The sequence below is a fragment of the Desulfosporosinus cupriresistens genome (assembly GCF_001707885.1).
In the GTDB taxonomy this organism is placed as follows: Bacteria; Bacillota; Desulfitobacteriia; order Desulfitobacteriales; family Desulfitobacteriaceae; genus Desulfosporosinus.
This window is the reverse complement of record NZ_MASS01000010.1, coordinates 80,974-102,272: the sequence shown is the minus strand read 5'-3', so window position 1 is coordinate 102,272 and position 21,299 is coordinate 80,974. Positions and strand designations below refer to the sequence as shown.

At 43.6% G+C, this 21,299-nt stretch carries 19 protein-coding genes; 14 read left to right on the top strand and 5 right to left on the bottom strand.

Annotated elements, in window-relative coordinates; genetic code table 11:
- Positions 1-982, top strand: a 982-nt coding sequence (locus DSBG_RS06200; protein ID WP_282434196.1) for a substrate-binding domain-containing protein, incomplete at its 5' end; no start/stop codon positions are given.
- A gap of 93 nt (positions 983-1,075) precedes the next feature.
- Here DSBG_RS06200 and DSBG_RS06195 read toward each other — a convergent pair.
- On the bottom strand, positions 1,076-2,098 hold the full coding sequence (locus DSBG_RS06195; protein WP_068963317.1) for a molybdopterin-binding protein: 1,023 nt from the start codon (positions 2,096-2,098) through the stop codon (positions 1,076-1,078).
- Positions 2,099-2,599: 501 nt separating this feature from the next.
- Here DSBG_RS06195 and DSBG_RS06190 point away from each other — a divergent pair.
- The 13 genes from DSBG_RS06190 to DSBG_RS06135 all read left to right on the top strand — a co-directional run bounded on the left by DSBG_RS06190 (position 2,600) and on the right by DSBG_RS06135 (position 17,519).
- Entirely contained in the window at positions 2,600-5,320 is a 2,721-nt protein-coding gene (locus DSBG_RS06190) for a molybdopterin-dependent aldehyde oxidoreductase (protein ID WP_068963316.1), read from the top strand.
- A 524-nt stretch (positions 5,321-5,844) separates the two neighbouring features.
- Entirely contained in the window at positions 5,845-8,148 is a 2,304-nt protein-coding gene (locus tag DSBG_RS06185) for a pyridine nucleotide-disulfide oxidoreductase/dicluster-binding protein (protein ID WP_068963315.1), read from the top strand.
- Positions 8,141-8,353 (top strand): DVU_1557 family redox protein, encoded by a 213-nt coding sequence (locus DSBG_RS06180; protein WP_068963314.1) that lies wholly within the window; start codon positions 8,141-8,143, stop codon positions 8,351-8,353. The genes DSBG_RS06185 and DSBG_RS06180 overlap by 8 nt, the downstream gene beginning before the upstream one ends.
- Before the next feature lie 12 nt (positions 8,354-8,365).
- The gene (locus DSBG_RS06175; RefSeq protein ID WP_068963313.1) at positions 8,366-8,812 is read left to right on the top strand and encodes a DVU_1555 family C-GCAxxG-C-C protein; all 447 of its coding nucleotides are present in this window, start codon (positions 8,366-8,368) and stop codon (positions 8,810-8,812) included.
- 86 nt (positions 8,813-8,898) lie between these two features.
- Positions 8,899-9,627 (top strand): DVU_1556 family methyltransferase, encoded by a 729-nt coding sequence (gene trsM, locus DSBG_RS06170; RefSeq protein WP_068963312.1) that lies wholly within the window; start codon positions 8,899-8,901, stop codon positions 9,625-9,627.
- Between the two features lie 24 nt (positions 9,628-9,651).
- A complete protein-coding gene (gene trsS / locus DSBG_RS06165) occupies positions 9,652-10,986 on the top strand; it encodes a radical SAM (seleno)protein TrsS (RefSeq protein WP_068963311.1) in 1,335 nt (444 codons plus the stop codon).
- Positions 10,987-10,989: 3 nt separating this feature from the next.
- Complete coding sequence (locus DSBG_RS06160; RefSeq protein WP_068963310.1) at positions 10,990-12,333, top strand: DVU_1553 family AMP-dependent CoA ligase; 1,344 nt, start codon at positions 10,990-10,992, stop codon at positions 12,331-12,333.
- 1 nt (position 12,334) lies between these two features.
- Positions 12,335-13,489 (top strand): DVU_1551 family NTP transferase, encoded by a 1,155-nt coding sequence (locus DSBG_RS06155; protein WP_068963309.1) that lies wholly within the window; start codon positions 12,335-12,337, stop codon positions 13,487-13,489.
- The gene (locus DSBG_RS06150) at positions 13,489-14,601 is read left to right on the top strand and encodes an XdhC family protein (RefSeq protein ID WP_068963308.1); all 1,113 of its coding nucleotides are present in this window, start codon (positions 13,489-13,491) and stop codon (positions 14,599-14,601) included. Before DSBG_RS06155 ends, DSBG_RS06150 begins: the two co-directional genes overlap by 1 nt.
- A 12-nt stretch (positions 14,602-14,613) precedes the next feature.
- A complete protein-coding gene (gene cobC, locus DSBG_RS06145) occupies positions 14,614-15,234 on the top strand; it encodes an alpha-ribazole phosphatase (protein ID WP_068963307.1) in 621 nt (206 codons plus the stop codon).
- Positions 15,235-15,579: 345 nt separating this feature from the next.
- Complete coding sequence (locus DSBG_RS06140; RefSeq protein ID WP_068963306.1) at positions 15,580-15,852, top strand: DUF4242 domain-containing protein; 273 nt, start codon at positions 15,580-15,582, stop codon at positions 15,850-15,852.
- 291 nt (positions 15,853-16,143) lie between these two features.
- The gene (locus DSBG_RS23980; protein ID WP_282434195.1) at positions 16,144-16,275 is read left to right on the top strand and encodes a hypothetical protein; all 132 of its coding nucleotides are present in this window, start codon (positions 16,144-16,146) and stop codon (positions 16,273-16,275) included.
- Positions 16,276-16,355: 80 nt separating this feature from the next.
- The gene (locus DSBG_RS06135; RefSeq protein WP_068963305.1) at positions 16,356-17,519 is read left to right on the top strand and encodes an iron-containing alcohol dehydrogenase; all 1,164 of its coding nucleotides are present in this window, start codon (positions 16,356-16,358) and stop codon (positions 17,517-17,519) included.
- Between the two features lie 313 nt (positions 17,520-17,832).
- Here DSBG_RS06135 and DSBG_RS06130 read toward each other — a convergent pair whose 3' ends face one another.
- The 4 genes from DSBG_RS06130 to DSBG_RS06115 all read right to left on the bottom strand — a co-directional run bounded on the left by DSBG_RS06130 (position 17,833) and on the right by DSBG_RS06115 (position 21,246).
- Complete coding sequence (locus DSBG_RS06130) at positions 17,833-18,570, bottom strand: energy-coupling factor ABC transporter ATP-binding protein (RefSeq protein WP_068963304.1); 738 nt, start codon at positions 18,568-18,570, stop codon at positions 17,833-17,835.
- 1 nt (position 18,571) lies between these two features.
- A complete protein-coding gene (locus DSBG_RS06125; protein ID WP_068963303.1) occupies positions 18,572-19,273 on the bottom strand; it encodes an ABC transporter permease in 702 nt (233 codons plus the stop codon).
- Positions 19,274-19,324: 51 nt separating this feature from the next.
- Complete coding sequence (locus tag DSBG_RS06120) at positions 19,325-20,233, bottom strand: ABC transporter substrate-binding protein (protein ID WP_068963302.1); 909 nt, start codon at positions 20,231-20,233, stop codon at positions 19,325-19,327.
- A gap of 92 nt (positions 20,234-20,325) precedes the next feature.
- Entirely contained in the window at positions 20,326-21,246 is a 921-nt protein-coding gene (locus DSBG_RS06115) for a helix-turn-helix transcriptional regulator (protein ID WP_068963301.1), read from the bottom strand.
- Between the last annotated feature and the right edge of the window lie 53 nt (positions 21,247-21,299).

Sequence of the window (21,299 nt, the reverse complement as noted above, 5' to 3'; positions counted from 1 at the left end):
TTGGGTCCGAACGTTGCAAGGTTTAAGTAATGGATTACCGAATACACTAGAAGCCGTAATTAGCAAGAAAGTCTTTTCCTCGTTAGGAAGTGAAGAATTTGTCCGGGTAAAAGTGGGCAAAGTTGGAGAGCGTTGGGTTGCGGCCCCTTTGAGCCGCGGCGCTGGCGTGACGATGAGCTTGGTTAGAGCCGATGGGATGTTGCGAGTTCCGCGCCTCCAGGAAGGATTCCATGAGGGAGAAACGGTTCCGGTTGAACTCTTAAGGCCTGTTTCAGAGTTAGAAGAAACCTTAGTATGTATTGGATCTCATGATTTGACGTTGGATGTTTTAAGCAGCCATATGAAGGCCAGAGGTGGGCATGGGGGCATTGCTTCAGCTCATGTCGGAAGTCTAGCTGGAATTCTGTCCTTGCGCAAAAAGGAAGCCCATTTCGCTGGGATTCACTTACTCGATCCCGATACAGGGGAGTACAATCACTCGTATTTACAACGTTTTCTGCCGGAAAGAGATATCGCTCTGATGAATTTAGTCTATAGAACACAAGGTCTTCTTGTAACGAAAGGGAACCCACTTAATATTAAAACTCTTGTAGATTTAACTCGGTCAGGGATACGATTCATAAATCGTCAGGGCGGGTCTGGAACAAGAGTACTTCTGGATTATTTGCTCCAAAAGCAAAATCTGGGTAAAGAGCAGATATTAGGTTATGGTCGGGAAGAATTTACGCACTTAGGCATCGCAGTAGCGGTCGCCTCGGGATCAGCGGATGTAGGGCTGGGTATTCAAAGTGCAGCGGAGGCTCTGGGACTGGATTTTATTTTTATAGGCGAAGAACGTTACGATTTGGCGATTCCGCGAGAATATCTGGAGGAACCTCGGATGAAAGCTATGATTTCTGTCATTCAAAGTAAGGCCTTCCAGGAGGATGTTCTGGCCCTTGGTGGGTATGATGTCCGCGAGACAGGGATGTTTTATGCTTAGGGAGGAAGGGTCTTAAATAGAAATGCACCTGCCCAAATAACGGGGAGGTGCTTTTTCTATTTGTCTTATTATTTTATTATGCGAATGAATCATTTATTTGCCAAAAGAGCAACGAGGGTAAGTGCAGACCGGGCAATCGAGGCAAAGACCACCAAGCCCTAATTTAGTAATATCTCGTCGCGTTAGTTGTTCGCCTGTAAGCAGGCGCGGGACTATTAGATCAAATACAGTGGTTTTAGAATACATGACGCACCCTGGTAACCCCATAATAGGAACATCCCCAATGTAGGCTAACAAAAACATTGCTCCAGGTAAAACCGGTGCTCCGTAAGTGATGAGTTTAGCTCCCATCTCTTTGATGGCCGTGGGGGTGACGTCGTCGGGGTCTACGGACATGCCGCCACTAACTAAGATCATTTCAGCTCCCTGATTCAGATGATCTTGAATGCAGGTTTGAATCAGGGATATCTCATCGTTGGCAAACGATTGGCCTATAACTACAGAACCCCAGTCCGTAATTTTGGTGCGTAGAACGGGGCCGAATTTATCCTTGATTCGTCCATGATAGACTTCACTTCCTGTTGTAACGATCCCAACCTTCAACTGCTTGAGAGGCCGCACATCCAGAATGGGTTTAGAAAACGTTTGGGCAATTCGTTCAGCGTCGAGGATCACTTTTTCATCAATCATGAGAGGCACAACACGGGTGCCGGCGACCTTATCTCCTTTTTTGACAGGGTAATAATTGTGAAGTGTGGCTAAAATAATATTTTCTAAATCATTTAAGGCCCAGATACCGTCTTCTGAGGCATAGAGAAGTCCATCGTGGGCAGCAGTTATGGTGACTTTTCCTTCTTTTGGTTCGTCAAAGCTTAGCCCAGAACCGGACACAGCTTGAGCAAGGCGCTCCGCAGCTTCATTTTCATGAATCTGGCCAGGCGTTGGGTCCCATACGTAAACATGTTCTTTTCCCATACTCAGGAGAACCGGAATATCTTCTTCTCGGACAATATGCCCCTTGCGAAATCGGGGACCTTTAATGACACCTGGAATGATTTGTGTCATGTCATGGATTAATACTGCACCGACAGAATCCTTCACTTTGATTTTTTCCATGGGAATAGCCTCCAATACATCATGTAAGGTGTGTTCCATTCTCACACCCCGGCGGGATTGAAAACTGCCAGCGGTTCATGGACAGACTGCGGGGGGAAAACAATCTGCTCCTTCTTGCATGGTATCGTATTCTAAACAAGAGGTCAAGATCTTGGTCACTCTCCGCGTAGAAGATTTGAATAGACTTTCTAACGAAATTATGGATAAAAATATCTTAAAATGAAAATGCTGTTTATGTCAGGAATTTTGAGTTGATTAGTAAAATTCAAATAGTGTGAATTATTGGCATGAAACTTGCAGTAGTATTACTACAAGCCAAGTAAAGCAAAGCCAATCAAAGTAAACAAAACTTAATTATAGTAAAGCCAATTCTGGCAATCACAAAGAAGAATGGGAGGAACAAATTTGCCAGTTGTTCATTTTACGATAGGCGGGGAAATTGCTTTACTGGCGACCAAGATCAAAGCCTTAGCAAATTAATCAAAAAGGAGCGAGAACAAATTGATTAAGAAAAATGTAGTAATCAACGGTGTTCCCCAAACGTTACTTGTCGATGGGGAAGCTATCTTATCCAATGTGTTACGAGGACAACTACACATGACAGGAACTAAAGTAGGATGTGGAAAGGCTCAATGCGGTGCGTGTTCCGTCATTATAAATGGAAAAGTCATCCGTTCCTGCGTTACGAAAATGAAACGGGTTGCCGATAATGCAAATATAACGACCATCGAAGGAGTAGGCACCAAGGAACATTTACATCCTTTGCAACTCGCTTGGATGATCCATGGAGCCGCTCAATGTGGTTTCTGTACTCCAGGATTCATCGTTTCAGCGAAACAACTGTTAGAAGAAAATGTAAATCCTACTAGAGAAGATGTCCGGGATTGGTTCCAAAAACACAGGAATGCCTGCCGTTGCACGGGGTATAAACCTTTAGTTGACTCGGTCATGGAAGCAGCAAGGCTGATTCGGGGCGAGGTTACGGTTGAAGAATTATTTGCAAAATTACCTGCTGATGGCAAAATCCTTGGTAGCGAATACATTCGTCCGTCCGCTACTGCTAAAGTTACCGGTACCTGGGAATTTGGTGCTGATTTAGGACTTAAAATGCCTGAAGAAACTTTGCAACTTAAACTGGTTCAAGCAAAGGTTTCGCATGCGAATATCCTTTCGATCGACACATCTGAGGCTGAAAAAATGCCTGGTGTCTACAAAATCATCACATATAAAGATGTTGTTGGCAAAAACCAAATCACTGGTTTAATTACTTTCCCGACAAACAAAGGGGATGGCTGGGATCGTCCGATCCTTTGTGAGAAAAAAGTGTTCCAATTTGGGGATGCCATAGCCATTGTTGCAGCCGATACAGCTGCGCATGCTCAAGCTGCCGTGGAAAAAGTAAAAGTGGAACTTGAATTATTGCCTGAATATATGAGTGCACCTGCAGCTATGGCAGATGACGCCATTGAAATTCATCCAGGAACTCCCAACGTTTATTTTGAAACTCAGGTTGTCAAGGGTGACGATACTGCCCCAATAATGGAAAAAGCAGATGTCGTAGTCCAAGACGATTTCTATGTTGGACGTCAGCCTCATCTACCAATTGAGCCAGATGTCGGTTTTGCTTTCTTTGATGAAGAAGGAAAATTGATTATTCATTCTAAGAGTATTGGAATTCACCTCCATCAGGCTATGATTTGCGCAGGGATTGGGATTGAATCAGATAAACTAATTTTGGTCCAAAATCCAACCGGCGGAACCTTTGGTTATAAATTTAGTCCAACGATTGAAGCCTTATTAGGGGTAGCTGCTGTGGCAACAGGGAGACCTGTATACCTCGAGTTTGATTATTTCCAACAAACGACGTATACAGGAAAGCGCTCACCTTTCTTTATTAATCTTAAATTTGGGGCTACTAAGGAAGGTAAATTACTTGCGATGGAATCCGATTGGTCAGTAGACCATGGTCCCTACTCTGAATTTGGTGATTTGCTCACCATGCGGGGCACCCAGTTCATTGGCTGCGGCTATAACATCCCCAATATTCGCGGTGAAGGACGTACTGTATGTACCAACCACGCTTGGGGTTCTGCTTTCCGCGGCTACGGATCTCCGCAAAGTACTTTCTCCTCTGAAGTACTGATGGATGAACTCGCTGAAAAACTAGGTATGGATCCATTTGAACTGCGTTACAAAAATGTTTACAGACCTGGTGATACCACACCAACTGGCTGTGAACCAGAAGTTTACTGTATGGTTGACATCATGGATAAACTCAAGCCTGCTTACGAAAAAGCCAAAGAATGGGCTAAACAACCAGCATCAGGTCCTGACAAGAAACGCGGATTTGGAATGTCCATTGGTATTTATGGCTCAGGCTTAGACGGAGCGGACAGTTCTGCGGTCAATGCTGAACTAACTGCAACCGGCGTTACGATTTATTCTTCCTGGGAAGATCATGGTCAAGGCGCTGACATGGGAACCTTAACCATTGCTCATGAGACCTTACGTCCACTAGGAATTAAACCAGAAGATATTAAACTGGTGATGTGCGATATGGCCTTAACCCCTAACAGCGGACCTGCAGGTGGAAGTCGTTCGAATGTTATGTGTGGTAATGCCACTCGGGTTGCTTGTGAAATGTTATTAAAAGCTGTCACGAAAGCGGATGGAACCTACCGCACCTACGAAGAAATGGTTGCAGAAAAAATACCGACCTATTTCGAAGGTTCTTGGACTGCACCTGCTAAAGAGTGCGATGTAACGACCGGACAAGGGAATCCGTTTGCTGTCTATATGTATGGAGCCTTCTTGTCTCAAGTTGAAGTTGATATCACAACGGGTAAAACTGAAGTTGCCAAAATGACAATGGTTGCCGATGTTGGTACAATTATCAACAAATTAGTTGTCGACGGACAACTCTATGGTGGTTTGATTCAAGGTCTCGGTTTAGCTCTGAGCGAAGATTTTGAAGATCTGAAGAAACATACCGATTTAATCGGCTGCGGACTTCCATTCATCAAAGATGCCCCAGACGATATGGAACTCCTATATGTTGAAACACCAAGACCTGAAGGTCCTTACGGTGCTGCTGGTTCAGGAGAATTGCCATTGACATCTCCTCATGCTTCGATCATTAATGCAATTTACAATGCTTGCGGAGTACGGATCACTCACTTACCAGCTCGTCCGGAAAAAGTACTTGCTGGACTTAAAGCTTAGGAATAATAATTCCACTTTTGCCCTACAGAATCGAAAACCGGAACCTAAAATTGGTTAAAGCCAATTTTAGGTTCCCTACGTTTGTTTATACCGCGTCACGATAAGCGGACGAGCTTATCGCCACACTGCAACTCATTACGCATACTCGTGCAGTGTGGATTGGCATGGTGTCGTGATGGCCGAGTGTCCCTGTAGCCATGGATGGTGAGAAGGGACCCACCCAGTCATGGCGGTGTTCTAACCTCGAACATCCTTGTTCGAGTCATGGTCAGCGGTTCCTTCTCGCCATCGCGGCGCATTGCCATCAAAGTCGGTTTTTAACCTCGGACGTCCTGTCCGAGTCATGGCCAGCGCAGAAGTTCAACTTGGCAATCGCCTTCGCAGGCTGACAGAATGACTAATACATGCGAAGACAGTGTCTGCAAGAAGGGTTAATACATGCGAAGACAGTGTCTTCGTGTGTGTGTGCGCTAGCTAAGTTTTCTTTACTCGCAGGCAATAACTTTAGGGAAGTGGGTGTGTAGATGGAACAGGACGAACTAAAAAGACAAGAAGATAAATGTACTCAAGAGAATCCCCCTGCCTGTACTGCTGGTTGTCCAATCCACGTAGATGCTCGGAAATTGATGCGGGACATTAAGAATCAGGACTTAAAAAGCGCCTTAGCAACGCTGCAGAAAAAACAGCCTTTTCCTGGAATAATTGGGAGAATTTGCGACCATCCTTGTGAGAATGTCTGTAAACGCCAAGATGTAGGATCGCCTATCGCTATTTCGGCTCTAGAGAGATATTGTGTGCAAGACCAATCTGTAAAAATAGCAAAAGTAATGAAAGTCCCCCCAAAAAGTCAGACCGTTGCGGTAGTTGGTTCTGGTCTTCGAGGCCTAACTGCAGCTTATGACTTGGCTAAAAAAGGATATAAGGTTAGTCTGTTTGAGAAAGCAGATCGTCTTGGCGGAAACCTATGGAGTTTTTCTGAACACCAGCTACCCCCAGAGGTTATAGCCGAGGAACTGTCCGTTTTAAACCGACTTAACGTTCAAATAGAGCTAAACAAGGCAATAAACCAGCAGGATCTAGATACACTTCAAAAAGAATTCAATGTAGTGTATCTTGGTTTTGCAGATCAATCAAAAGAAGTTTTAGAACTCTTAGGCCAACAAGACGAGGTTGACCCTGTAACCTGTGCCACTCCGATCACAGGAATATTTAGCGGATCCCTTTTAGGCAATGACTCGCCCATTATGGCTGTTGCTGATGGCCGTAAGGCGGCAGTCTCTATAGATAGATATTTACAGGGTGTTTCCTTAACAGCTTCACGGGAAGGTGAAGGGGCTCACGGCACCAAGTTATTTGTCAATACTAAAGGGATTACCCCTTTGCCAGTAGTGCCAATAAGTGACGAGCTTGGAGGTTATACTGCTGAGGAAGCTCTTCAGGAAGCAAGTAGGTGCCTAGATTGTCAATGTCTCGAATGTGTGAAGGCCTGCAAATACTTAGAAAACTACGGTAGTTACCCCAAAAAATATCTACGACAAATATACAATAATGATTCGATCGTGATGGGTATGCGCCACGGAAATAAAATGATCAATTCCTGTTCTCTCTGTGGATTGTGTGCAGAAGTTTGTCCTCAAGGACTAGACCTTGGAGAGACTTGTAAAGCAACTCGGGAGAGCATGGTGAACAAAGGAAAAATGCCCCCTTCAGCCCATGATTTTGCACTAAGAGATATGGCTTTTAGTAACAGTGATGCCTTTGTTTTGTCCAGACATCAACCAGGCAATAATTCCAGTAAGTATGTTTTCTTTCCGGGGTGTCAATTAAGCGCTTCGTCACCTGAGCAGGTGGAAATGGTTTATGCTTATTTAACTGAAAAGCTTTCTGGAGGAGTAGCTCTCATGTTACGTTGTTGTGGTGCTCCGGCAGATTGGGCAGGAGAACAAAACTTATACCGCAGCAATTTGGACGATTTGGTTCGGGAATGGGAAAGCCTAGGCAAACCGAGGATCATCGTCGCCTGTCCAACTTGTCACAGCATGTTCCGAGATAAGTTCCCTGAGCTAGTCTCTTTGTGGGAGTTGATGGCTGATTTAGATCTTCCTAGTCAAGCAATCAGCGTGAGGGGTAAACAAGTCGCGGTGCAGGATGCTTGCACTGCGCGACATGAACCGGAAATCCAGGACGCTGTACGAAACATTTTAACCAGGCAGGGTTTTGACATTGAAGAATTGCCCTACAGTAAAGAACGGACCAAGTGTTGTGGTTTTGGAGGGCTGACCTCCTTTGCCAATCCTGAGTTGGCAAAGAAGATCGTCGAAGATCGAATCAGTGAAAGCACAACAGACTATGCAGCTTACTGTGCTATGTGCAGAGATAACTTTGCATCTAAAGGCAAGCGTACGTTTCATTTATTAGATTTACTATTTGGAGTTAACCTCGAAGAGGCCTCTGTCAGGCCTAGTGCTGGATTTTCTTATCGTCAAGAGAATCGTGCTAAACTAAAAAGAAAGTTATTAGAATCACTGTGGAAAGAAACTCCACCGGAAAGGGAAGGAGCGTATCGTAACATTAACCTTCTATTAAACGAAAAAGTACTGGAGATTATGGAGGAACGGCGTATTCTTATCGAAGATATTCAACAGGTCATAGAATTTGCCGAGCGAACAGGAAGAAAGTTCATCAATCCGGACAATGGACACAGTTTAGCTCATTTCCGCCCTGTTAAGGTAACCTATTGGGTTGAATATCAAGCACAAGAGCAGGGTTTTGTGGTTCTAAATGTTTATAGCCATCGAATGGAAATTGTGGAGGAAAGCCATGAGTAACACACTGAAACAGACCCCGAAGCCCCTTTGGAAGTGCGGAAAATGTGGGGGAGAACTTAAGCGTGGTACGGTTAAGGCGTCATATTTGGGCAATGATTTCGAGGTAGAAGAACTAAAATGTCTTAACTGTGGTTTGGTGTTAATTGATGAGGAACTGGCTTTAGGGAAAATGTTCGAAGTAGAACAAAGTCTTGAGGATAAATAGAGGAGGAGAAAAATGGCCGCCGATGCTTTTCGAATGTTTCAATTGGCCACTCAGGGGTTTTGCTGCAGCCAAATTATCTTAATTCTAGGCTTAGATGAACTAGGAAAAGAAAACCCGGACTTAATAAAAGCAATGCAAGGTCTCTGTGGAGGCATAGGACGATCAGGAAAAACCTGTGGAGCCCTTACCGGCGGGGCATGTCTAATTGGTTTAAATGTTGGGAAAGGAACACCCAGCGAATTTGGTCATCCCAAGATCAACCTCATGATCAATGACTTGATGGAATGGTTTGAAAACACTCATGGTAGTATCGATTGTGAGGGGATCTTAGATCACTCCTTGGATGAAGGCAACGAGTATCCTGTACAGTGTGGCAATATTGTTTCAGCAACCTTAAGCAAAGTGCAAGAGATTTTAGCAACTTATTCAGAAGACTCTGAGTTAACGGATGAGGACTAGTACAGAGGTCAAAAGCTGGAAGTCTGAAGTTATAAGTCAGTATTCAAAAATTAGAAACCGCTGGGAGTCTTGGACGTGGATAAATTGTGAAAAACGATGTTTTCAAATTATATGAGGGCGACCTTCTCAGGCAATCCACCGGCGATACTTTGCGACCCGGGGGATACTTTTTAACAGACTTGGGAGTTAAAAGTTGTGATTTCCTCCCAGGTTCAGTGATCTTAGATGTAGGATGCGGCAGTGGCGCAACGGTAGAGCGTTTAGTTTCGCATTATCAGCTCCAAGCTATCGGTGTAGACCCCTCAGAGGTGTTATTGGAGATTGGAAGAAAGAAGAATCCAGGACTAAACCTGATTCAAGGACGCGGTGAAGGTCTGCCCTTGCCGATTAACCACGTGGATGGGGTCTTCGTTGAGTGTGCATTGTCCGTAATGTTTGACCCTGATCAGGTGATAAAAGAGATTTTCAGGGTGCTCAAACCGGGTGGAAGGTTGGTCATTAATGATGTCTATGCTAGAAATCCTGAGGGTCTGAAATCCCTCCAAGAACTTAATTTTGATTCATGCATACGTAGAGCGCTGCCCAAAGAGCAATTAATTAATAAACTTAGCGGACAAGGGTTTGAAATTGTTCATTGGAGTGATCATACCAATCTACTAACCCAACTAACGGTTAACCTGATCATGACTCATGGCTCAATGACCGAGTTTTGGCTTAAATCTTCTTCGTGCTCAGTTGATCCCATCCTTGCTCAAGCTGCGATTAAGCAAGCGAAGATGGGATATTTCCAACTAATTGCCCGAAAAGGTTGCTAACTTGCAGTTAGAGAGGGAAAATAAATGGAAATAATAGACGCAACATTACTTTCTGAGACACAGAGCTTGTGTCCGGAATGTTTGAGACTCACTTCGGCTCAGAGAGTGGTTAAAGATGACAAGGTCTATCTTGTGAAACATTGCCCCGAACATGGTGAATATCGAACCCTGCTTTGGAGGGGAAACCCTCAATGGGATTCATGGGTCAGGCCTACAATTCCGACGCCTCCTAAGGAGTGTTTCACCCATGTTGAGAAAGGGTGTCCCTTTGATTGTGGTTTATGTGAAGACCATTACAAGACGACTTGTACGGCTCTGCTTGAGGTTACCCAGCGTTGTAATCTAAACTGTCGGTATTGTTTTGCCAATGCAGGATCCGAGCTTGACGAACCTTCCTTAGAGGTCATCGAAGGGTGGTACAAAAACGTACTGGTAGCTAGTGGGCCTGTTAATATCCAGTTATCAGGCGGTGAGCCAACCCTCAGGAACGACCTGCCTGAAATCTTGGATATGGGGAGAAAACTAGGTATTAAGTTTATCCAACTTAATACAAATGGCCTGCGATTGGCTGAAGATCCTATCTTTTTGAGTCAGTTGAAAGAGGCGGGACTTAGTTCCGTGTTTTTACAATTTGATGGTACTGAGGACCAAATTTATCAGTCAATCAGAGGACGAAGTCTCTTTGATCTTAAGGTTAAAGCGATAAGAAACTGTGGTGAACATGGAATCGGAGTTGTCTTAGTACCAACCCTGATCCCAGGCATAAACACTCATAATATCGGAGGGATCATTAAGTTTGCCTTAGAAAATAATCCGACCGTCAGAGGGGTTCACTTTCAACCCGTAAGTTATTTTGGAAGAATTCCTCAAGAACCCTCGGATCAAGATCGGATTACTCTCCCAGAAGTTATTCAAGCGATCGAGGAACAAACGGATGGCCTGATCAAAGCGGACAACTTGAAACCTCACAATGGTCGCTGCTCTTTTAGTGGCAATTTTAATAGACAACTGGATGGAAGTCTGAAGCCTATTGTCAACAGTTCGTGTTGTAACGGACCGGAGCGAGCGGATGAGTTAGCTAGAAAAACGCGAACTTTTGTGGCTCGGCAGTGGTCAGGGGCAGAAAAGTTAAGTATTCAGGCTCCCTGTTCGAACTCCTGGGATAATCTAATCCAACAGTTAAAGACCTATGCTTTCTCGATCAGCGGCATGGCTTTTCAAGACGTGTGGAATGTCGATATCGAACGGTTAAAAAACTGTTGTATTCATGTCGTAAGTCCTGAAGGTAAGTTAATTCCTTTCTGTGCTTATAACCTCACTGACAAACAAGGGCACTCAATTTATCGGAGGGAGAGATAGGGTTTGGGTATCGCAACCACCTCGCTTGAGCCTTGGATAAAGAGCAAAATTGGCACAGATAGTTCAGGAGGCTTAACCAGAAAGCAGATAGAGGATCATCAGTTAACCAAAATTCAGGAAACCATTAACTTGGTAACTAGCCAAAGTCGCTTCTATAAACGTCTCTACTCAGGAATCGATTGTAAGATAGCTAGTTTCCAAGATTTCTTGAAACTGCCTTTTACTACGCCCGAAGATTTAAAAAATAACCCAATGGATTTTTTGTGTGTTTCCCAAAATGATATCAGCAGAATCGTCACATTACAGAGTTCCGGCACAACGGGAAAGCCTAAGCGCCTGTTCTTTACTGAGGCAGATCAAGAATTGACCATTGATTTTTTTCATCATGGAATGTTAACCTTGATACGGCCCAAAGATAGAGTCTTGATAATGTTACCTGGGGAAATACCGGGAAGCGTAGGGGATTTACTGCGCTTAGGTCTAGAACGTGCAGGCGCAACTGGGGTTGTCCATGGTTTGGTTACCGACCCAGAGGCAACTCTGGAGCAAATTAAACGGGAAAACATCAACGTCTTAGTCGGAATACCTACTCAAGTCTTGAGTTTAGCTCGGTTTAAAGATTCTAAGGGCCTCTCTGTCTCCCTGAACATGAGAAGTGTTTTATTAAGTACTGATTATGTACCCCTGGCCATTGTGCAAGAACTTGAAAGAGCGTGGAGCTGTAAGGTGTTTAATCACTATGGCATGACTGAGATGGGGTTGGGCGGTGGACTAGAATGCGAGGGTTTTTGTGGGTACCACCTCCGGGAAGCAGATCTCTATTTCGAAATCATCGATCCTACTTCAGAACGGCCCGTTTTGGAAGGGCAATCAGGGGAAGTAGTAATAACGACGTTGACCCGATCCGCTATGCCTTTAATTCGTTATCGCACGGGTGATAGGTCACGGTTTATTCCAGGACTCTGTGCGTGCAATACCGTATTGAAACGACTGGATCTGATAAAATCCAGAGACCGAGTCTATCTGACGCAGACTGATTACCTAACGATGGCGGACTTCGATGAGGTTTTGTTTGAGCTTGACGATATTCTTGATTTTCAGGTAACCCTAACCGATGGTATGCAAGAAAATGAAAACTATCTACAACTTGATGTTCAATTAAAGGGACATGTTACTTGGGAAGCGAAAAGAAATGTGATACAGGCCTTAGATAAGATTACGCTCGTAAAGGATGCTAAACAGAACGGTAGCTTGAGGGCGTTCTTTTATCTTGAAGCAGGTTCTGGAGTGATATCTAGAAAAGGTACAGCTAAAAGACAGATTCAAGACAAGAGAGGGAGTGCCTAAAGTGTTTGCTGGAACAGAGAAGAATCAGGGGACGGATTCCCTTGCAGCAATTATCGTTGCCGCAGGATACTCTTTTCGAATGAAACGTTTTAAGCCACTTTTAGCGTTGGGTGGAAGCACAGTATTAGAAAAGGCTGTCCACAGTTTTAAGAATGCCGGAATCAGAGATATCCGGGTGGTGGTTGGGCATCGAGCGAGCGAATTGTTACCTGTCTTAGAAAGACTAGGGGTTAAGAGTATACTTAATACAAATTTTTCCGAAGGAATGTTCTCCTCAGTTGTCGCAGGGGTTAAGAGCCTAGGGCCAGAGACAACTGGTTTTTTTCTATTGCCAGTTGATAATCCAATCGTTAAACGAGATACCTTGGATAAACTTCAGACGACTTTTTTTTCTACGGAATTCGGGATTGTATATCCAACTTATCAGGGAATGAGGGGACACCCCCCCTTAATTTCTTATCAGTATGTGAAAAATGTATTGAATTGGAACAAACCTGGAGGAATGAGAGCTTTACTGGAACAGTATGAATATGATGTGAGCGAAGTTGAGGTTGTTGATCCGGGTATTTTGCTCGATATGGATACACCAGAGGACTATCATCAGATGCTGAAGTATTGTGGTGATATTCAGGTACCCTCGGATGAAGAATGTTATGCTATAATCAAACGTGCCAACACGTCAGTAAGGGTGATTAAGCACTGTGAACAGGTTGCCCGGTTAAGCTGTGCGTTAGGTAGCCATTTGATCAGGTTTGGCTGCCAATTAAACCTGCAATTAATCAGAACGGCTGCGTTGTTGCATGATTTGGCCAAAGGTCAATCCCAACATGCCCTAGTTGGAGCCCAAATGCTTGTGAATTATCCAGAAGTAGCGGAGATTGTAGCCGAACACATGGATATTTGTCTGGCACCTGATCAGCCTATAACGGAAAAAGAAATTGTCTATCTAGCAGATAAACTAGTCATGAACAATCAGACTGTTCCACTACAGGACAGATTTGCAGGTCCCCTTGAGCAACATAAAAATAATCAAGAGGTCTTCACAAAGATTATGCAACGATTTTGTAACGCTGAAAAAATTCAGACAAAAATAGAACAAATAATTAAAATGCCTTTACAGGAAATACTGAAGGCAGATCTAGGGGGGCAAAGCTAATGGATAATGAAGTATACCTAGGACTAAAAAAGGTATATGATCAAAACTTGGAGGCGGCTCTAATTACTGTAACGAGTGTGCTAGGGTCTGTTCCCCGTAAACCTGGAGCTAAAATGCTAGTTTTTGCTGATGGAACAACCGTTGGAACCATCGGCGGTGGATGCGGCGAGGCTGAGGCAAGACGAGAGGCGCTCAATGTTTTATTATCGCACACTCCTAAGATTCATTTCTTGAATATGACCGCAGACGTTGCTCAAGAGGAAGGAATGGTTTGCGGAGGTATTATGGGATTATTTATTGATTATTTAGGTTCTCAAAGCGCTGTGGAACAGACAGATCTTACCAAAGAATATCTGTCTGCTTTAGAAAGGTATAATAACCCCATACTAGTAACTGTGATTGAAGCAACTGAGGAAGAATTAATAGGCAAGAAGCTGTTTATAAAAAATAACGAAGAACTCGTAGGGGATCTTGGTTTAGATGAACTTAATAGAGTTGCGCGAGAGAGTGCCGAAACAGAGGGGAAACGATGCAAACCTTCTCTAGTTAGCTTAGATTTTGAGTTTGAGTCATGCATCTCTTCAGCGGCGAAAGCGGCTTACCGATTGCTGATAGAGCCTCCAACAACAGTGGTACAATTGTTGATTTTAGGGGCAGGACATATTGCCCGCCCGCTAGCCTCTATGGCCAAAATGGTTGGCTATGAGGTTACTGTAGTCGATGATCGCCCCTCCTTCGCTAATTCTGCTCGTTTTAGCACAGCAGATACAGTAATATGCAATGATTTTGAACACGCCATAGATGCCATAAATATTAATCCGCAAACATTTGTTGTGATTATTACTAGAGGGCATCGTTATGATAAAGCATGCCTGCGGAAAGTAATTGACCGACCAGCTTCATATATTGGCATGATCGGGAGTCGCAAAAGGGTTAAAGCATTAATCGCCGAATTAGAGGAAGAAGGAGTTTCGAGTGAACTGTTAGAGAAATTGTATTCGCCGATCGGTCTTAAAATTGGGGCAGAAACACCTGAAGAAATAGCCGTAAGCATTCTGAGTGAGTTGATTAAAGTGCAAAGGGAGTTGGATCAGAACGGCAAGACGAAATGATCCTCAAGTATAATGGATAAGAAGTTAATTTATTTAGCTAGACACGGCGACATTGGTCTAGGTAAAGAGAAACGCTACATTGGTCGGTTGGACCTTCCGTTAAGTACTCAAGGAGAAGAGCAGGCTAAGGCGTTGAAGAATTTCTTTTGTCAAGTGCCCTTAGACAATATATATTGCAGTGATTTAAAGAGATCGCAACAAACAGCACACATCATTGCTTCTGTCCACCAAATTGTTCCCGCAGCCCATGTGGGTCTACGAGAATTAAATATGGGTGATTGGGATGGTGAATTGTTTTCTAGTATTAAAACGAAGTATCCTATGGAATTTAAACTGCGTGGTGAAGATATTGCCAATTACAGCCCACCGAATGGGGAAAGCTTTTCAGACTGTTACAAAAGAGTGATTCCGGTATTTGAAAGCCTGGCCCAATCCGATGGGACAACTATTCTAATTATCGGGCATGCGGGTGCAAACAGAGTGATTTTATGTCATATCCTAGGGATTCCTTTGGTAAACGTCTTTCGTTTCGAACAAAGTTATGGTTGTTTAAATTTAATTTGTAGAGAAGGTTCCAATTACCGCCTGAAATATCTAAACCATACAGCCACCAGAGGTATCCTAGACCAATGAGTTGCTTTTAACGCAACCTTCTCCTACCTTCCCAACTCCCCGCGCCACTACACGAAAGAAATTCAACAATAGACCTGTTCACAAATTTTTTTCTCTGATTATTAAGGGAATAGAAAAAGGCTCTTGGGATTATCCAGAGCCTTTTTCGTACTATCAAAAAGTATAAACTTAAGCAAAGTTTTCTAGCCTATCCCTGTTTAAGTTTAGACAATTTTTTGCGGTAATCCAGAATAGTCAGTTAATGGCGCAATTATTGCACATCAAATTTAGAGCTAGCAATTTTTGCTGGGTAAATTCGAATTTCTAGTTGGAATAGTTGAATGTAAGGTTGAAAGGGGAATGTTTATGCCTAAATATGTTATTGAGCGAGCTATACCAGGGGCTGGTGCACTATCCCAGACCGAATTGCAGGGTATATCGCAAAGATCCCGAGAAGTTTTAAGCAAATTAGGCCCGGAGATCCAGTGGCTACAGAGTTATGTTACTGGCGAGAAAATTTATTGCGTCTATATCGCTCCTAATGCGGAAATCATTCGAGAACATGCTCGGATGGGGGGATTCCCAGCTGACAGCGTCGAAGAAGTAAAATCTATAATTGACCCAACCAGTGCTGAATAGTGTCGCGGAATATCACACAAGTAGGTTAAGCACGATCAACCGAGGACCAGGGCAGTTTAAGCTCTGGTCCTAAATATTGTTTAAGCAAGCATTATCAAGATTGTGGGGTTAATATCAGGTCGGATAGTGTTTTTATTACATTATCACCCTTTTTTTGTCTATATTGTACTAATTATTACAAGGGAAGTGTTCCGAAATGAAACGCTGTTCCGAGCAGAGTGCGTCAAACTAGGGCAGTAAAACGAATTCATAGGAAACAAAGAGTTAAAATATAACACAGAGAGGGTCTCTTTGAGCGAGCTAGTAAGCAGTTTAAGCGAAAAATTTGAGAAATATTTAAATATATTTGAAAATATTAAAGAATATTTAAATATTCTAATTGTTGGCGTGATTCTTGCAATGTATAAAGATAACCAAAAGTGACAAGGCTGATTAAGAGAAAATATTGTGTCACTATTGAAAAACAAATTAAGGCTAGCGCCAAGAAATGGGAGGAAACAAAAATGTCAGTTATTCATCAAGTATATGGGTATTTTATGCCAACAGTAAACCTCATGGGAGCCGGTGCAGCTCAAGAAACAGGGAAACAAGCTAAATTACTGGGTGGAAAAAAAGTACTATTGGTGACCGATGCCTATCTCGAAAAAATTGGCATGGCCCAGGAAATTGCTGACATTATCTCAAAAGAGGGCATCCCAGTCGTAATTTATGGCGGTGCTGAACCAAACCCAACTGATAAAAACGTACATGATGGCTTTGACATCTATACTAAAGAAGGTTGTGACCTGATTGTATCCATGGGCGGAGGATCTTCACATGACTGCGCAAAAGGAATTGGACTTGTTGCAGGTAATGGCGGAAGAATTAACGACTATGAAGGCGTAGATAAATCTCCATTGCCGATGGCTCCGATGATTGCTATTAACACCACCGCTGGTACAGCTGCTGAAATGACAAGATTCTGTATCATCACAGACGAGGCACGTCATATTAAAATGGCTATTGTTGACTGGCATGTAACCCCAAATGTCTCCATCAATGATCCCTTGTTGATGATGAAACAACCTCCTAGCTTAACTGCTGCTACAGGAATGGATGCCCTTACCCATGCTGTCGAGGCTTATGTTTCCACGATTGCTACACCTGTGACAGATTCGGCTGCCTTAATGGCTTTTAAAATAATTCCTAGATATCTGCGTCGTGCTGTAGCTAATGGCGATGATTTTGAAGCGCGTGAGCAAATGGCCTATGCTCAATTATTAGCTGGTATGGCCTTTAATAACGCTAGCTTAGGTTATGTTCATGCAATGGCTCACCAATTAGGTGGCTTCTACAACTTGCCTCATGGCGTATGTAACGCTATCCTCCTCCCACACGTTTGTCGCTTTAACATGATTGGTAACCTCGATCGTTTTGCAGAGATCGCTGTAGCAATGGGAGAAAACATTGATGGTCTTTCTGTCAGAGAGGCTGCTGAAAAATGCTTAACCGCAATTGCTACCTTGTCAGCTGATGTCGGAATTCCTTCCGGGTTAAATCAGCTGAATGTAAAAGAAGAAGACTTCGCGCTAATGGCTGGAAATGCTAAATTAGATGCTTGTCAATTCACCAATCCTCGTACTGCAACACTTGAACAAGTTATCCAAATCTATAAGAACGCAATGTAATCTAATTCTTTGCTGAATAGATATACAAAGAAAAGGCTCTTGGGGGGGTACCCTCAAGAGCCTTTTCGGTTTTTTTGACTCGGAGAACATTCCTTGCATGTACTTTAGTAGGTAAGGATGTCAGGAGAGTCAGAAAAGGCACTTGGAGGGTTTTTATTAACTTGGAGTATAAGTGAGAGAAGGAACAGTTCTTGACTCACATACGGCCTTTGAAGGGTATATAAGAAAGAACCGTCCCTGCTTACATTTGTGGTGCATGCTAGCAGGGAAGGTTCTTCTTGCGTCGCAAAAGAAAACATAGGCCCTAAGGGGTCTAGGTTGGACAATTGTAGGGGTTAGAGGCAAAGTGGGCGATAAAACGTTCGACCTCTCCTTTTGGAGGGTTTCTCAGTAGATCGGATGGAGATCCATCAGCCACTACTCGACCATTAAGGAGAATCAAGGCTCGGTTTGTTAAATGTTCGATATCCTTAAAATCATGGCTAACGAGCACAGTTGTCGTATGAGTAGATTTGAAAACATGAGCTAGGTCAGTACGTAGGCCCTCTTTGGTTGGAGCATCTAGGGCTGAAAACGGCTCATCCAAAAACAGAACGTCCGGTTCCAGGGCAAAGGCTCGTGCTAGGCTTACGCGTTGAGCTTCTCCTCCGGAGAGTGATAGTGCCAATTGTTTGGAAAGATGAATTACTCCGAGTTGTTCCAGCCAATAGTTCACCCGTTCCCGTATTTTCCCCTTAGTGATGCCTCGGATTTTTAATCCGATGGCAACATTGTCAAAAACTCGGGTGTTTAATAAAAGAGGTTCCTGAAATACAATAGCGATTCTACGACGAATAGGAAGCGGAACAGTCTTTGGCATGGGTTGTCCCTGGAAATACAGCTGACCTAATGTTGGAACTTCTAAAAAAGAGAGGATTTTTAACAAACTGCTTTTACCGGATCCGTTCGGTCCGATCAGCCCGACGCATTCTCTAGGTAACAGATGAAAGTGTATATTTTGCAATATAGTTTTATGTTCCTTTATCCAGGTTATCCCCTGAGCTTCAAGCACCTTATGCCCCTCCTTGCTGTTTCTGTTGGAGGATGGTTAGGCCTAATGTAGCTCCATAGGCGAGTAAACATAAAATAACGCTTAAAGCAATAGCGATGTCGAAGTTACCTTTGGAAACTTCCAAGACAGTAGCAGTTGTTAGAACACGAGTCTGTCCTTTAATATTTCCCCCTACCGCCATAGACGCCCCAATCTCCGAAACGATGGCCCCAAAACCCGCAATAATTGCGGCAAGTAGGGAAAAACGGACTTCTTTAAGAAGTAGCCAAGTATACTGAAGGCGAGTTGCACCTAGTGCTCGGATTTGAAGCCTAAGTTTGGGATTGGTTTGTTGAAGAGCGGCACAAGTTAAAGCTGCGATAATAGGAGAGGCAATGATTGCTTGGGCAATGATAATAGCTGTTGGTGTATACATAATGTTTAAGAAGCCAAAAGGGCCAGAGCGCCAAAGAAAGATTGAGACCCAAAGCCCCACTACCACAGGGGGTAACCCCATTCCTGTATTAACAACGCTTAAGACCAATCGACGCCCTGGGAAAGGTTTGAGAGCCAAGAGTGTACCGAACGGAATCCCAATAAGTAGGCTTATTAGCGTTCCTGTAACGGATATTTTAAGCGTAAGGAGCGTAATATCAATTACCTCGGGATCACCAGTTATAAGGAGGTGAATGGCGGCTAGGACTCCTTGCCAGATCATTTCCATACAGTTACCTGCCCTTTTAGATATGGGATTTCAAGCAATTTTAAGACTAAATTACTTGCCCAGGTCTTCCATCTTTTTGCCTGCATCTGGGAAGAAGAGAGCCTGGCCGAACTTGTCTTTGCCGAATGATCCAATGAGTTTTTGAGTGTCAGCATTAATCATAAAGTCGACAAAGGCTTTGGCGCCATCTGCATTGACTTTAGGGAATTTTTCTGGGTTTACTTGCATTACATGATAAATGTTTAAGAGGGAAGCATCTCCTTCAAGAACGATATCCAGTTTTAAGTTTTTCTTCGTAGCCAGGTAGGTGGCGCGGTCTGTCAGGGTATACCCTTCTTTGTCTGAAGCAATGGTGAGTGTTTGTCCCATGCCCTGACCACTCTCCTGATACTTACTTCCAGTAGGGGTGAGATTAGCTTTCTTCCATAATGCTTTTTCCATTTTATCTGTTCCCGAATCATCTCCGCGGGAAACGAATATTGCAGGGCTGGCATAAATGGCCTTTAAGGCATCAACGGATGTTTTGGTTGCTTTGACTTTAGCCGGATCAGCTGATGGTCCTACAAGGATGAAATCGTTATGCATTACAAGTTGATAGTTTATCCCGGTTTGGTTATCAACTAACTTTTTCTCTGAGGCTGGAGCGTGTACTAGCAGAACATCAGCTTCGCCTTTTTCTCCCATAGCTAAAGCAGCCCCTGTGCCAACGGCTACTGTTTTGACCTTATAACCTGTTTTCTTCTCGAAATCTGGGATAAGTACATCGAGTAAACCGCTGTCTTGTGTACTTGTGGTGGTCGCTAAAATCAGGTCAGGATTTGTGGGCTTCGGAGCTTCGGTTGTCTGCGGCGTAGGAGTTGTTGGAGCTGCAGTAGTTCCACACCCAACAACAATCGCCATAACGGCGATCATCAGGAGCGCGAACCCAAAATTAAGGCGAAGTCTCAGTTTCTTTTTCATTTCTTTTTTCCTCCTAATATTTTTTATATAAAAACGCTTTATATAGCGTTCTTACGCTCAGTAACGTGATCAAGCCAGTTCATAAACCCGTCTTAGGAATTCAGCAGAATTTTTCCGGTCAGAGAAGTATCATAACCATCTTGTTGATTAATGGCTTGAATAAATCCTGGTGACCTTAAAATATCTACAAGTTGTTGCCAAGCAGGGGTTTTCGCAGTTTGCCCTAAACAAACTAAATCATATCTTTCTTGGAACAGAGGAACAAAACCAAGACCAAGTCGTTGGGCTGCAGCTTTTACTCCGATTCCAACATCGGCTTGTCCGTTAGCTACGAGGCAAGCGACGCCTGAGTGTGTGGTTTCTTCATTTGTATAGCCTAAGATGTGCTGGTGAGAAATATTTTCCGCTTGGAGGTAGGCATCAAGCCGCAGGCGGGTGCCAGAACCTTTCTGGCGATTGATAAAACGCACACCTTCTTTAGTGATATCCTCCCAGGCATGTAGATGAAGAGGGTTGGCCGGTGCTACAATGAAACCCTGTTCTCGTTGGACTAAATTGATTATACAAACAGATTCTTCAGGAATAACATGTTGGACGTAAGAAATGTTATAGTCTTTAGACACGTTATCCCAAAGGTGCACTCCTGAAATATCTGCTTCCTGGCGATAAAGCGCAATGAGTCCATCCATGCTTCCTTTAAAAGAAATCGAGGACTCGACAGGCGTCTTTGCATGCCTAAGAAATTCGAATAGAAGCTCTACAACAGGATCGTGGCTCCCAATGAAGCGAAGAACTCGCAACCCCGAAGGGTAAGAGGGCATAATTGAAGGAGTGGTGTTGTTTTTGACACTAAGAGTTCCATGGAGATATTGCTCTAGGACAGCTGGGTCAATGCGAAGCTGTCTACCAATGTGGTTAGCTGGAATTTCTCCTCGTTTTACAAGTTCATAAAAGGTATATTTTGAAATCTTTAAGATTTTCGCTGCCTCCGCAGCAGTCAAGGTTAAGCTCAAGTAGTTTCACCTCCATTCCATTTTTTGCACACTTAGTGAGGAGGATAGAATCA